Annotated in this window: 5 protein-coding genes and 2 pseudogenes; 1 reads left to right on the top strand and 6 read right to left on the bottom strand. The window is 41.9% G+C overall.

What is annotated here, in order from left to right; all coding sequences use genetic code 11:
- Window positions 1-449 precede the first annotated feature (449 nt).
- The 6 genes and pseudogenes from HMPREF9144_RS10870 to HMPREF9144_RS10850 all read right to left on the bottom strand — a co-directional run.
- Window positions 450-1178: pseudogene (locus tag HMPREF9144_RS10870) on the bottom strand (RHS repeat domain-containing protein); the annotation flags it as partial.
- Window positions 1165-1896, bottom strand: coding sequence for a hypothetical protein (locus HMPREF9144_RS13390; protein ID WP_006046121.1), 732 nt, complete (start codon window positions 1894-1896; stop codon window positions 1165-1167). The pseudogene HMPREF9144_RS10870 and the gene HMPREF9144_RS13390, both read right to left, overlap by 14 nt.
- Window positions 1897-1901: 5 nt before the next feature.
- The gene (locus HMPREF9144_RS10865; RefSeq protein WP_006046120.1) at window positions 1902-11075 is read right to left on the bottom strand and encodes a SpvB/TcaC N-terminal domain-containing protein; all 9174 of its coding nucleotides are present in this window, start codon (window positions 11073-11075) and stop codon (window positions 1902-1904) included.
- Between the two features lie 84 nt (window positions 11076-11159).
- The gene (locus tag HMPREF9144_RS10860) at window positions 11160-12719 is read right to left on the bottom strand and encodes a T9SS type A sorting domain-containing protein (RefSeq protein ID WP_006046119.1); all 1560 of its coding nucleotides are present in this window, start codon (window positions 12717-12719) and stop codon (window positions 11160-11162) included.
- A gap of 36 nt (window positions 12720-12755) precedes the next feature.
- Entirely contained in the window at window positions 12756-13958 is a 1203-nt protein-coding gene (locus tag HMPREF9144_RS10855; RefSeq protein WP_006046118.1) for a porin family protein, read from the bottom strand.
- Window positions 13959-13975: 17 nt separating this feature from the next.
- Complete coding sequence (locus HMPREF9144_RS10850; RefSeq protein WP_006046117.1) at window positions 13976-14695, bottom strand: outer membrane beta-barrel protein; 720 nt, start codon at window positions 14693-14695, stop codon at window positions 13976-13978.
- A 318-nt stretch (window positions 14696-15013) separates the two neighbouring features.
- On the opposite strand from HMPREF9144_RS10850, the pseudogene HMPREF9144_RS13950 reads away from it, so the two are divergent.
- Window positions 15014-15271, top strand: a pseudogene (locus HMPREF9144_RS13950) (hypothetical protein); the annotation flags it as partial.
- Window positions 15272-15500 lie beyond the last annotated feature (229 nt).

The raw sequence follows: 15500 nt of genomic DNA, 5'->3' as shown, positions 1-15500 counted from the left end.
TTTCCGTAAACTAAAGAATTAAGCCATTCTCCTTTTTCTTTTGTGGTATGTAATGTTACATCTGGGGCAATAATGATAACCCCTTTAAATTCTTTAGATGCAGAGATTTCTTGTGCAAAGGTAGATGAAGCACAACTATGTAAGACCAATATAGGATGACCATTGTTCCTTTTCCGCCATCCCTTATCGGCAATGTCTATACGCCTTGCAAATAAAGAAACATCCCTAGATAAGTATGAAGCAACTTCCATCCACCGCTCTCCTGAACTAAGTTTAGATATACCTATCCCCCATGCTTGTTGACGATATTTTTTATCCGAAGGGTCTTTTAGTCCATGAGCCCATATATTTACAACATTATTATCATAATTGTTTCTAAAATATGCAGAATTATTTCTAATATCATTTTGTGGAGGAATACCTTTTGTCAATATAAACCAATTAAGTTTCTTATCACCTTTTTTATCTATAAAATTAATGGGATGGTTGTCACAATAAGAGTAAGAACTACTAAATGGCATTTCTCCTATACGTGAATCCACTCCATACCAAATGCTTGTGATTGGATTCATATACCTTGCACCATAATAGTACAAGCCAGTTTCCTCATCAAACTGTTTACCGTTGAACTTATACGGTAGGTCTTCGGATGATGAGTGCTCATCGACCAACAGTTCGCCGTACGGTAGGTAAGCATCATACTGCGTGATGTTGGCTTTGTCATCTGTGATATAAGACGTTGAGCCGAGGTGATTACTGTGATAGAAGAAGGTTTCTTCCTTTGTGGTATCATTAGGAATATAACCATAACCAGCCTGTGGATCATCAGGGTTGCTTGGGTCATTCCAGCTTACAGGTGGACCGGGGTTGGTATTCGGTGTGGTGTTCGGCTTCGGGGTCTGAATCCAACCCTGCGGCACATCGTGGTTACCGAGTGTGTCAATGATAGAGTTATATCCTCGCTTTGTATTCTCCGGATCACCATATGCACCTTTCATTGTAGGTACACCAGGTGCAATGCCCTGCTGTTTATAGTATTCCTCCTTCTGTGCTTCTATGTTCTGCATCCAGGCTGCATAATCGCGCTGCCCTGCCGTTACAATGTTGCCATTGACGCCATAAACATTATAAAACTGCCCCGTGCCGATTTTAGAAGCAATGCACTTATCTCTGATAAATCCCATTTCTTTGTATGAAATTCTTTTTTTCTCCACTTTGGAGAATCGATAAAACTGGATGCTCTCCTGAAACAGTATATCGATATAGATAAATTGAATCATTAGTTATTCTATTCAACAATACATAATTCTTTTCTTTGACTAAACGGTCTCCTCTTTGGGGAGTTATGATATTCATATCTGCTTTGCTTATCTCAACTGAGGAAGAAATATCTTTTAGAATATAATTGTTGCCATTAGGGCATATTCTATCAATTCGTATATCATAATTTATACATTGAATACTATCGATAATATTTTTTCTCTTAGCGTGAATGTTTTGTATAAACATACGAGGATCTCTAATCGCATGTAATACTATATTCTGGTTATTCTGTGTAAGGGTGACAATAGAATCATTATACCTTGATATAACGAAATAATTATCATACAATCCCATATATAGTAATGTGTCATTTTTTATACTCCAACGATGATCCCATTCTACATCATGGGAGAAAACAAAGTCCTGTAATCTCCCCCTTTCGTCTTGACTTTTTACTTGCAATTGTCCATCTTTGTTAAAAATAAAGTATAAAGGAAGATTAAGTATTGTATCACTCTCATTATACCAATATCTATATCTATCCCCAGTTAGAATCTCTTTAACATTATTATTTCGGCATGATACTAATAATGAGGATATTAGCAATAATTTTATTATATGTATATGTTTCATTATTGTCAAAAATGAATCTTATTTCCTCCTTCTATAAATTCATAACTACTTTTAGCCCCATATTTATTTAACATTTTTTGTGCCTTACCTATCACCTTATAAAAATTACGACCTGATACAGCATACAACTTTTCCAATTCTTTTTGAAGATATCCAGCTGTATTATCTTTAAAAGACCGTGTTGTTTTTCCAAATTCTTTCCTACTCATCTCTTTCATGATTACAAGAACTTCTTCATCTACTCCATTTGGAGTATCTATATGAAAGCCTTCATGTGCTAATGTACTTCTGAAATTATATATTTGGTCCATTGATTTTTTAAAATGCCCATTAACAGTAGAGACTCTTATCCTATTATCATATGTTGTTATCGCTAATTCTCCCTCAGGATTCGACTTCATTGATTTTACACCAATAGACTTAGCCTTACCTTCTAACCCAACTTCCTTAGCATAATGATACGTAATACGCATCATAGCACGTAAATTTCTCTTGAAATTATATTTAGATAATAAAACGTTACCAGAAGAAGTTCTTATGTAGATATTTTTATCTTTTGATTTATCCGATCTAATGAACTTGCCACTAATGCTAAAATAATCTGCACATCCATCACGATCAATTCTAACTATTGGATTACTATGACAAAAAACATATCCACTGACATTTGTATACTTTTCCATTAATGGGTCTACCCCCAACCACATGGAGATTTTGGGGTCCATGTACCTGGCTCCGTAATAGTACAGCCCCGTTTCTTCGTCAAGTTCCTTGCCATTGAACTTATACGGCATGTCCTCGCTACTACTATGCTCATCGACAAGTAGTTCACCATACGGGAGGTAGGCATCATACTGTGTAATGTTGGTATGGTCGTCTGTGATGTAAGACGTTGAGCCGAGGTGGTCACTATGATAGAAGAAGGTCTCCTCACGTGTTGTGTCGTTTGGAATATAGCCATAACCAGCCTGCGGGTCATCAGGGTTGCTTGGGTCGTTCCAGCTTACAGGTGGACCAGGATTGGTATTCGGTGTAGTATTGTGGCGTGGAGTCTGAATCCAACCCTGTGGCACATCATGGTTACCGAGTTCAGTGAGGACGGCATTATAACCAACACCCGTGTTCTCCGGATCACCATACGCACCCTTCTCTGTTGGTACACCAGGGGCTACACCCACCTTCTTATAATACGCCTCTTTCTGTGTCTGAATCTGATTCATACGTTCTGCATAGTCCTGCTGACCAGCCGTTACGTATGAACCGTTGTGTCCATAAACGTTGTTAAACATACCCGTTCCTATCCTTGAAGCGATTCGTTTGTCACCAATGAAGTAATGCTTCGTGAATCTATTCTTGTTAACAGAGAGGATACTTGCAGGATAAAGCGTGAAGTTGTCCGTCTCGTGGAAGGTAATACCCTGTGGTGCACCATTGATATACACACCTTCCATCGTACCGTAACTCTTCATGATGCGTTCACCAGCAGCATTGTAAGTGTAACGACTCGTCTTGCCATTATCAGAGAGTACCATCAGACGGTTGTCTTCATCCCAGTACATCTCACGGGTAGTATTCGTAGAGTCGTTCGTTACCAGCGTTGGATTACCATTAGCATCGTATGTGTAATGGTCGTGACCAATCTGCGTTGGAGCCGTCGGATGATTACTGTCCTCATACTTATAAGCAAAGTTATAAGACTTAGCAGTTGTCGTTGAGTCCACCTTCTGTACCTTGGTCAGTGGCTCACTCATCCGTCCGAACGACATCACCATATCATACGATGCACGCTTTGCTTTACCGCTTGCATGAATAAGGCGGTTCAGCTCGTCATATTCATACGTATGCGAACTCCTTCCTCCCAGCTTCGCCTTGTTGAGTTTCGTCAGTGACGTTGGGTTGGCGGCATTCGTAATACCGAGGATATTGTCCACAGCATCATAGCGATACCTGTTTTCCATCACAGTCTGACCGTCCGCTGTAAGGTTCATCACCTGCAGACGTTCACGCTGCTTGTCATAGGTATAGGTAGTCTCCGTGCCATTACCGAGTTTCGTATAAACCGTATGACCCTCCTTATCGTAACCTATCCTGTCAACAATAACGCTCTGACGTCCTTGTTTATTGCTCGTAAGACGCTCAACCTGTCCAGCTGCATTATAATGGTAGGTCACCACTTCACCATCAGGATAAGTCATCGTCTGCACACGGTTCCAGCTATCATACGTAGCACCATAGACATAAGTCCTGATATCCGCCACGCTCGCCATGACCGTACGGACAGTCTTTGTCACCTCACCCTGTCTGCCGTAGTAATACGCTTCACCGCCACTCGCATCCTCTACGAGGGCAAGACGACCAGCGCGGTTATACTTATCGCCAGCTTTACCATAGGTATAAGTAACACGGTTGAAGAGATTTTCAGGATAAAGCACCTCATGAAGCCGTTCGAAGTCGTAGGTGTAAGAGATGTAACCCTTGTCAGATATCGACTTCCTAAGTTCTGCCGTGAGCTTCGTCAGGAGGTTACCTGCCGCATCATAGGTCATATCCGTCTCACCTGCATCAGGATGATTCACCATCAGTTTCCGACCAAGCAAGTCGTAGGAATACTTCGTCTCCTTACCGTTAGGATGCTGAACCGTCAGCACCTGTCCGACAGGGTCATAGTTGTACTTCACCGTGATATCCTCACCACGGGCATGCTGCACCGTCTCACGGTTGCGTCCCTTGGCATCGGTATAGCTCTCCGCATGTCGTCCCAGAGCATCCGTGACCATTGTCTGAAGCATCGGTTCACCGTCATGGCTGCCGATAGTATAAGCCGTGCGTGTCACACTGCCGTCAGCAAGCGTCACACTCGTGGTACGATCGTGCGTATCATACTCCGTCTTTGCCTGCAGATCACCCGTCGCATGGTTGTAAGTGCCGATGTTACCATAGCTCTCCGTCATTGGGTAATAAGCTGTAATGTTACGACCGAAGGCATCGATGACAGCTCTTCCACTGACGATAGAGACCTTTTGATTGCTGCCACCAGACCAAACCACACCCGTCTGCTTCGTCTGGACGGCACGCATCAGCGAGTCGGCAAAGGTATAAGTGTCAATATTTCCATCCTTAGAATAATGGATGGTATGTGCCTTACGCTCTGCAGGGAAGTACTCAAAACGGATAGTAAACGGCTGACCGCTTTCTATCTCATACGGAGCACGAATCGTCTGCTGACGTCCTAAGGCATCGTAGGTGTATTCCATCTTCTGCCCGTTGAGGTCGGTCGTTACAGACGGAGCATTCCAAAGACCATCATAAGCCGTGCTGGAGCTATAGCCATATGCATCCTTGACACTTGTCACAAGACTGTGATAGCGGTCGTCATACGTATAAGCATAGAACATACGCTGATGATTATAGTTCTCCGGCTTCGTCATGCGTGTGATGTTACCATAGCCATCGTAAGTCATGTTATAGACTGATGGCTTGTCACCGTTATGGAGTATGATCTCCGTTATCTCACCGTTGCCGTCCACCTTCGTGCTGCGTTCACGGTAAGTCTTACCGCCACTGCTGACAGTGATATGACTTGGAACACCAACGATATACTTATCGGCAATCTTATGATAGTTGATGTTTGCCTCTAAGCTATAGCCCGTTGTCGTCTCCTTATATCCCTGTAGGTTACCATAGTCATCGTAAGTATTGCTGACAGCAACCGAAAGACTGTCTCCACTGGCTTCATCAAAGTTACTCTGAACAAGCGTCTTTAGGGCAGGGAAGACAACAGCATCTGTCGTATTATGACCAACGGCGAGTGTCTTCAGGTCGTAGTCATAGACAGTTCCCTGCAGTTTCTTTCCATCAGCGGTATAGAGATATTCACTCGTAACAAGTTCATGTGCATAGTAATCCCTGTTCTTACCATAGGTCTGTACGGAGTAACGATAGAGTCTATCACCATTCTCAGTGTCTATCTGATTAGTACGTACCTGCTTGAAACCATAGAAGTCACGCTCACGACGGTCACGATAGCCACCGCTATATTCAAAGGTATTCCTGCTTCGTACCGCTCCGTTCTCCTTGTATCCACCTGTCGTCTCAACCGATGACATCACCCAGCGACGTCCCGGCATGTCGTAACTTGGAGTTGTCTGCTCATAGTTGATATTGATATGTCCGCCGAAAGGAAGCGTCACAGAGCGCAGCAGGTTCGTTCTTCCCGTAAGGTTGCGGTAGACAATAAGCTGCTTTCCTCCGTCAGATATGATAAGATCAGGTCTTCCATCGCCATCTATATCCCTTAAGGCAGCACTCGTACGGCTAACTCCACTTGACCAAGATTTGGTAACCTTAGCTGTAAACCTTAGTTTTAAAAACAGAATATGTATTGGAATGGAAACAGCAAAATTACCATATTGAGAAACGGACGTTGCCAATGACTCATTGAAACGACCCTGTTGTTCTTCTGAATAAGGAATAAATCCAGAACCCGTATTCAGCATTATGGTGAACTTGTCAGCATTACGAGTTACCATATCAGGTAAGCCATCGCCATTAACATCTATAAAAGACACATTGTACTTTGTTGTTGTCTTCGTTCCATTGACGCCAAAGGATATATCGGCATTACCAAGTACCTCGATGGATGTACCAAGTCCTGCACCCCATGTGCTATTTTCAGAAGACTCCAATGACGTAACACCGCTATTCTCTTCATTTGTAAAGTCATATCCAAGACCAAACTTCACTTTATCACCAAAGAGCATATCAGGAAGTCCGTCACCATTAAGGTCAGTCCAATCACTTTCTGTATGAGAGGTTCCAGAAGTAAAGTTCCCACTTGCACTCACAGACACACTGGAGATAGCATTACCATTGGAAGAATTCCTACCTTCACCTCCACTTTGAGTTTCATCGTCTTGTGGTTTAGGATTGATACTGATAGCTAAAGCGTTCTTTGCCGAAGCCCGTTTTGATAGACTTGCATCTGCTCCTATAGTAGAAGAACTTGCTTTAAATTTTGGTCGATTGACATTTAATTGCATGCGACCTGCCCCAAGTGTACCAGTTGCATTGGTATATTGAGTAACAATATTGCCATCTACCTCCTCTAACCAATCAGGATAACCATTACCATTGATATCCATTAGAGCCACCTTGCTATAAGAAGTCTGTGTACTCTTACTGCCACTGAGTCCTGCATAAGAAACTCCACCGCTTACACCATAGCCATTACTCTTTGACTCACTCATAAGTACAGGTGCAGACAATTCGCCCGCATTTTTAGCATAATGAACACTGTCAATTATAATAGCATCCTCGCCGATACGAGAACTACAGATTGTATCTAAAGAGATAAATACATGCTCTGATCCACCAACATACATCCTCTTATTTGCATCATATCCCATAACAAAGAAACGCTGTTCATTGACAGGAGTAAGACTCTTTGCAAGTTGATTGCCATCATGTGTGGATTTATAATGCTCTGCTATATCCTTATATTTATCCCTGTCAATGGTCAGTGCTGATACTTCTATTGGCTGGGTGGCATAGGCTTTATTGCCATTATAGGCGAATTGTCCCCATCCTCGGTAGAGCCTTCCATAATCAACAGAGTTATACCCAGAGAATACACAAGCCTCTAACGTATCCACAAGAACACGCTGCACGGCAGTAACAACTGTGGATGTGGCACTTTGGTAAGAAAGGCTATCACGTAAGAAACTAACTTTGGCATAAGTAGATTTAGCTAATTCATTACTTATGGCAAAAGTAGCAGTTACCTTACCTGTATTTAATCGTTTGATAAGTGTTGTGTCTGTAACTACGATAGTATCTCCCTTGAGCGTATTGGAAGTATTCAGACGACAGGTGTGATGCAATACGGGAAGTCCGTTTTGATCATGTAAAGTCAGGTAAACAGTAGCAGTATCTGTGTCATTCTTTTTATCTTCACGCACAACAGATAGTGTTGGAACAATGAAAAGTTTAGGACGGTATTTCCTATTTAATACGGTAACACCTTGTTTCAACACTTTGCTCCCTGTTATACTAACAGGCTTGTTGAACATCCTACGAGATGCTACAAAACGTACACTTTCTTGGTCATCTTCATAATTATAGCTACCCGCCCATTGTACTTTTGTCCAATCAACTGGGGATGTGGTTGTGATTTCAAAGAAGAATGAAACAGAATCTTTCTCATTTATGTTATCAGTATAATCGTAGGAGCCATTGACTACACTATCAGCAGGAAGTTTAAGTCGTTTTACAATTGTTTCACCATGATGATCTAATCGTGTGACGATAAGTGTAACATCATCAGAAGTCTTCCCCTTCATATAAGGAGCGTGAAGCGTAACCTTACCAGTACGATTAAATATAGCAACATTGTTTTCACCCTCTATATAATCAGTCTTGCTATTATATGTTTTTAAGTCTTCTGACAGATACCGATCCTTGCCAACAGGTAAAGAGACATAAGTAATTATAGGATTCCAAAGGACCTTATCATCCTCACCATCATATCGGGACTGAAGACGGAAGAAAATTCTGTCTCCTACTTTTACATCACAATTAAGATTGTTGGTTTTGCTACCAGCTTGTAATAAAGAGTCGCGGACCATGAAGCCATCACTCTCATGTTGAATGCTGTAGATGATACCATCACCTTGATTGCTAAGTTTTTTTATAGTACTTTGTATGTTGACCTTGCCAGCAAAAGGTGCGCACCACATCCGGACGGCATCATTCAGGGGATATTCCTTTTCCAGGGAGTCACGGATAACCTTATAGTCTGGAATAAAATGCTTATCAATAGGTGCTCCTTCACCAATAATAGGATTGGCTGTCACATTACTTGCAGGACTAAATACAGGTTTACCATCTACAATATGATTGAAATAGACCTGACCATTGATAGCTATGTCTGTAAGTCCATCACTGTTGAAATCATAAAGATAGGTGGTTGTCTTGTCTTGTTCTTTTGAATGTGTATAAGAAATTCCAGCAGAGGCTTTAAGTTTACTTGAAATACCAACTTCAACAGCTGCATCAGCATTAAAAGAGTGAGTGGTACTATTTCCATCAGAGAAAGAGTTTACCCCTGATACCAATATAGTTTTTCCAAAGAGTAAATTCTTTCCATCTGCGCTCATGTTCTTACGATAGAAAAGTTGGTTACCTCGTTTGAAGAGTTTATCGGGTAGTCCGTCACCATCAATATCTACAAAAGCAACTTTACCCGAATTTGAACTCTTACTATTAGAGAAAGATGGACCAACATTTACTGTTCCAGCAGCGAAGCCAATACCTACCATTGTTCCCCAACCCGTAGTGTGGCTTTTTGAAGCTCCACCACCAAGAAGACTTAGATTGTCATCACACCCACGAACCGAATGGCTGAGGAATGCCTCGTAATCTTCTCCTTCGGCCTTCCATAATTCTGCCTTAGAAGAGAAAAGTCCATTTTTGAGGTCATTGTAATAGTCAAAAGATTGTGTAGCAACCTTACCATCCCTACTATCGTTCTGATCAATGCTCTTTAGCAGTATCTTGCCAAACGGTCCTTCTTCATAGTTTAAGGTATAGCTGCGGAGCTGCTGACCATTATTCTTCACTATGACCTTACGGAGTAGCCCCTTGTCCTTTTGCATAATGCCAAGTCTTCCGCTACTCGTCACATCTTTTCGGTCTGTGGCTGTAGAGTCAATATCGAACTCAATGCTATACAATCCTTCCGTCTCCCCGAATCCTGTCCATGTATAGCGTTCAGGATAAAGGTTATTGCCAGACTTCATATAATGGAAAGCGGCAAAGTTCCCGTGGACATCGGTAACACGATCAAGTGCCCATTTGATACGGTTCCCTTTGGTGTCGGTAAGAGAAGTAGCATCACTTACATGACCACCATGACCACCATAACTATAGACTGTACCATCCTTACCAGTCACTTCCCAGTAATAGTTCTTCGGGCTGTTACCCTTTCGGATAATCCTACTGAAACCACCTTCAGTCATTGGATAGAACTGCTTATCAGCTTGTCTTGCCAGAGAATCAGTCCTACGATAGAGTCGGTCACTAAGCTGCTGTCCCATGAGGAGATAGCTCTCACTTTCGTACTGATCTTCGAAACGTGGTACACCCCATCGGGTCTCTATGTCAATGCTCTGTACAGGAAGGCTCCATCCATAGCCAACAAAGCTACTGCCTCCCTCACTGCTGTACTGTAAGCCGGCACTTACACCAATATCATTACGCCCTGCAGGAACTTCGAAAGGATAGGACAGTGTTGCCGTACCATTCTGATTAGCTGATGGGGCTTCAATCTGTTGAATACCTGCTGCTGGGTCAGCAGCCTTCAGCTCACTGATACCTGTAGGGACATAGTTCTGTGTTTCGGGACTCTCTGGAACTTTGATGATACCGTTGATGACATCCGTAAAATGTGAAGTCTCTGCCATTGCCACCTCACGCTTGGTATCAATACCTTTCGACTGGAGCATTGTCCAGCGTTGGTGCAGTTCATCATAATAATAGGTGTGGATATCATCTACAGTATAGCCATTCGGTATCAACGTGCTGTCATAAGGTACAGAAATACTTGCCAGATGATGGACAAAGTGATTGCCATGAGGTAAGAAACGATAACCTGACACCGTATCGGTTCTTGCCATTAAGGTGTCACAGCCACCTGTAACGTTCACCATACCCGTAGGTAAGGTTGGTAGTTCACCCTTTCTAAGTGGAGTAATACTGAGAACTTTACCCTTTTCCATAGCCTCACGTGGAACGGCAAGCTGAGCACGTCCAACATTGAGTGTATCGCTGTCGGAGTTAGCAAAGAACTTGCTGACGGTACGTTTGTCTAAGTCTGCAAAAAGTCTTGCAGATTTCCTGTTCGGCTTGTGAGTATCTACACGATTCCCCTTTTGATTTCTTACAACTTCTTTGGAGAATCTCTTCACAGAAGAGTTCTGTACACTGTCCTTAACTTGTGTATGTAAAGAAGTAGCCTTTCGGGAAATGCTATCTTTTTGTACAGAAGAGACTGTATCAGTAGATGTAGAATCACTGATTACAGTTTCTTTAGCAGAACGACTACTTCCACCATTACAGGAGTTTAGTATGATTCCTGCAAGCAACAGGAAAGGAAGGAGGAGTGAATGTGTAGAATACTTCATTATTCTTGCTATTTTGTTTCAGACCCAAAGGTCCTCAATATATATACTTGCGTTGGAAAAAATTATAAAAGATAAAAATGAGATTTACTTCCTCACCAGTTTAAATGTCTTTTCTTTGCTACCACTTTGCAGTGTCAATAAGTAAACACCTGTCTGTGGAAGATAGACTTTAGTTGAAAAATATGTATCAGGCATATTCGTCTGACGACTGACAAGAGCTCCACCCGTCGTATAGAGTACCATATCCAATGGAGCTGCTTCACTTAGTTCCACCTGCACACCGACATATCCATTCGTCGTTGGATTAGGACTTACACTTACATTTGCAAAGAAGTCACTACTTCCGTCAGAAGGGTTCATGGAAGGAATCTCTGTGATACCTGTCTTCGAAATCTGAAACTCATTCTCAGCCTTATTGCCCACATGGTCAGTCGTCGTAAGAAGGTATTTCCCTTCTATGAGTCCGTCAGCAGACTGTATACTATCACTTGTGGTACGATTGAAAACAGACATGTGTTCTCTCTGTAGGGTCATCTTGTAAGGAGCAATACCACCTGTTACTTTGACAGAAAGTGTTCCTGTGCTGCCGCTCTTCTCCTTTGGCTGCACTACTTCTATCGTTGTAAACATATCTTTGGCAGCTCGCAGCGTGAAGACATCACGTTTTCCTAATGGTATATTCTTAAAGACAATACTGTCACCAACTGTCGTATTTGCCTTATGATAGCTTAGAGTTTTGACAGAAAAGCTACCCGTTCCTGTAGGATCAACGGCAAGATAGTAGCTCTCACCTTCTGCAAGAGGCTGTATCTGGCGTAGCTGCTTGCTATCAGCTACAACATCAACATTAGGCTTGTCAATCCGTGTTACTGTATCCATCCATCTTCTACCAAGCCACTTGCCGTAAGCCTTACTCTGGCGGAAAGAAAGTTTACCATTGTTGTCACCCCAAAGAATACTCTCACCATCTTCAAGAGGCTTACTCATACTGATTGTAAGAAAACCGTCTTCCTCACAGCTCTTGGCTCTTGTCTTATGTAAGGCAGAAGCCTTGTCTGAGATAAGACCAGCTATACGGTGACTATAGGCTTTGTTGGTATAACCATTCCAAATTACCTCACTTCTTGAATTAAGGTAACTGCTGCGAAGGCTCACGTCATATTTCAAAGCAAGATAGCTTTCCACACGGCAACGTTCTGTATCAGAAAGGCGGCGATCGAAGACGGTATACTCAACAGTTCTACCATCAAGGTTCTTTACAGGCAACTTAGCATTCCCATTCCGACCGATATGCAAAGTCTGACCATTACCCATATTGGAAGAGGTCGTATAGCTATAAAGTCGCATTTCAGGGAGCGAGTCCTTGGCATAATTCATGAATGTACCATCGCCAAGGTTAGCAGCACGTTTAGTTGTCTGTATACGGGTAATAGCTTTTCCACTTCCAAGAGACCATATTGCCTGTTCTTTTTCGCCATATACCTTACTTACGCCTATATAGGTAAGTCCAGCACCAGCAGAGACACGGACAGAGGTAGAATCGTGTGACCATACCATTGGCTTATCTACACCACCTGGGGTCTGAGCTGTAGCAGAAAGAGTGGATATAAAGAAGAAAACTGCTATGAGGTATTTATGTTTCATTTAAAGACCGTTTTAATATGATTGTAGTTATGCTGCTTATTTAGCTTTGCCAATAGGAAGACTGTAACCAATGGTAAGGCTGACAGTCTGAAGATTATTCATACGCTCCTGATACCCATAGTCATTGGCACTGGTGCGGAGCATATCATTAAATCCGAAACCGTATTCCAATCCTGCCTCCAGACCATTCTTTACATTAACATAGCCAATCTTAATGGTAGGAATGAATGCTACTCGTGCCTTAACAGATTCTCTCAGATGATCCTGTGTACGTTCAGCCTGCTGTCGGTATACCTCTCCAATGCGGTCATTAGTAAAATCGATATTCCGGCTGCCAAACGGAATAGCAGCACTAATTCCTGCTCCCATATAGAACTTTGGGAAAGCATAGAAACGAAGCAGGACTTGCGGAGTGATGAAATTATAATGAATTCGAGTAGTCTCGGTTATATTTTCAGGTTTCTTGTACTCCGTCAGTTTGCTGGAGATACGAGTATAATCAATGTTCAACTCTGCACCTAACCTGCGATATTGCCATGTTCCAAAGACACCAATACGAGGACTGATACCACCACGTTCACTCATAGTGAAAGTAGGGCGTATGTCATAGTTTTCAATAATACTACTTAATCCTGTAATGCTAGAATACCCTACTCCTGCCCTAAGTCCAATCCGAAAAAGATGATGGCGAGGAAAAGAATAAGTTATCAAAGATAGTGATTCTTTCGGATTCTCCTGTACGATGGAGGGCTGACTATTCATAGAGTTGTCAAGAACATGTTCACCTGTTTTCTGATTAGTAGATTCATTGCCTGGTTCTTTCGTCTCGTGTTTTATACTGGCTGTTTTATCGTTTAAAGATGAAACGTCAGTTGATAATGATGGAGAAAGGATTGGCTGCTCTGACGAAAAATGTTTGCCATTAGCGGTTTTCCTTGTCATGCTTGATTTTTTAATTCTCCTTGTATTGATACTTGTAACGTTTCGGGACACATTCCCCAGCTTATTATATACACAATCTGAACGTCCCGAATCCTTCTGCACTTTTGTCTTGTCTAAAGAAGAAGAGACATGCGGTGTAGTAGATTGTGATGGTGCCTTGTCTGCTTTCTTTTGTTCTATACGCTGCTCAGCCTCTGGCTCGTCATTAACACAGCGTTCTATACCCAAAAGAGCAGCTATGCCAAGAAAGATTCCTGCCAGAATATAACGTTTTTTTCTGTTGCTCTTGTCCTTCATAGATAAACTCATAAGGGTTAAAGTTTAAAAAGATAGCTGATACTTAGCTCTATGCTCTGTCCATGGGTTGAATGTTCTGCCCAGTTATAGTCATTACGCTCTGTCTTAATGGTAGAGTTCAATCCGAGGAAGTAACGTAAGTCTATATTCCAATGCTTGCCTATTTCATATCCAAAACCACCGCCAACGGCAATATCTGGCTGTCCTGTCAACTTCTCTTTCATTAGACGTTCCGTCTCACTGACGGTGGCAAACTTGTACTTGGCGAACTTCTCGTCTTCCTGGTTGCTCTTGTAGGAGATGCCCTTGCCGTTGAGATTGGCTCCGGCACGTCCGCCAAGGGCGATATTGAAGCCCCTGCGCCAAGGATAAATCTTCAACAGAGCAGATACGCCAATGTAATTATAACGAGGTGTAACTTTATAGTTTAACTCCTTATTATCATTATAGACAAGCTGTGAAGCCTTCTGCCAATAGCTAAATCCACCTTCAACACCTATGATGGAACCATCAACATGATACTGAGCAAATACACCAACTGTTGGCGTAAGCTGCCAATTGTCTTTGAAAGTATAATTGGAGTAGTAGTCCTCGGGAACGAGTATCTTGTCCATGCCGGGATTGACAGACACGCCACCTCCTAAGCGGATGCCTAACTTGAAGGCGGAATCCTGCGCGGATAAATGCCCGCATGAGAGGCATAGTGCTAATACGGTGACTGACTTGATGATGTTCATATTGCTAACTGTTTGATAATTTTTGCAAAAATACGAAAAACAGTGAAAATCAACCGCAACTATCGTAAATTTAACATTTTTGTAGGCTTAATTTTCTGTAAAAGGAATGAATAGTATGAAAAACTGTGGACGAGAGGTAAAATCCATTGAGTTTGTTGGATATTTCATTTTTAGTTACTATCTTTGCCGTATCTATTGGTCTTTGAAGCATTGCAGAATAATGAAAAGAAACTCGCTCGTTTCTTAATCGTTCACCTTAATTATATCATATATTCTGCTTTCTATTAGTAATCAGCCAATTACATTCATACCCACTACTTTTATGCGGAGATTTGCGATTTCCGCACTGCCAAGGACATCGGTATCGACCGCCCCGAGAAAAATGAGATACTGCACAACATACCGCCTACACCCGAGCAGGAAGTTTTTATCGGCAAACTGATGGAGTTTGCCAAGAGTGGCGATGCCACAATCTTGGGACGTGCACCTCTGAGTGAGAGTGAGGAAAGGGCAAAGATGCTAATTGCAACAGACTACGCCCGCAAAAGATTCAAGAATATTGTATCTTCTAGATAATCAATAAAATAAGAATAAATAAAGGGTAAATGGGTTACGAGATGGAAACGAGCGAGTTTCTTTCCCTTTCTTTATTCTGCATTACTTCAAAGAGCACTTAAATTGATAATGCAAAGATAATATTTTCTGATGAAAACAGTGTATTTTTAGAGAAATAAATTGTAGATACACCTTAAAATATTCACATCTAATTCTATTGGCACTTATTTATTCAAGTTTTAGTGTTGTT

It is taken from the genome of Prevotella pallens ATCC 700821, assembly GCF_000220255.1.
GTDB lineage: Bacteria > Bacteroidota > Bacteroidia > Bacteroidales > Bacteroidaceae > Prevotella > Prevotella pallens.
The sequence above is the reverse complement of the archived record's forward strand: the minus strand, read 5'-3'. Positions and strand labels throughout refer to the sequence as shown.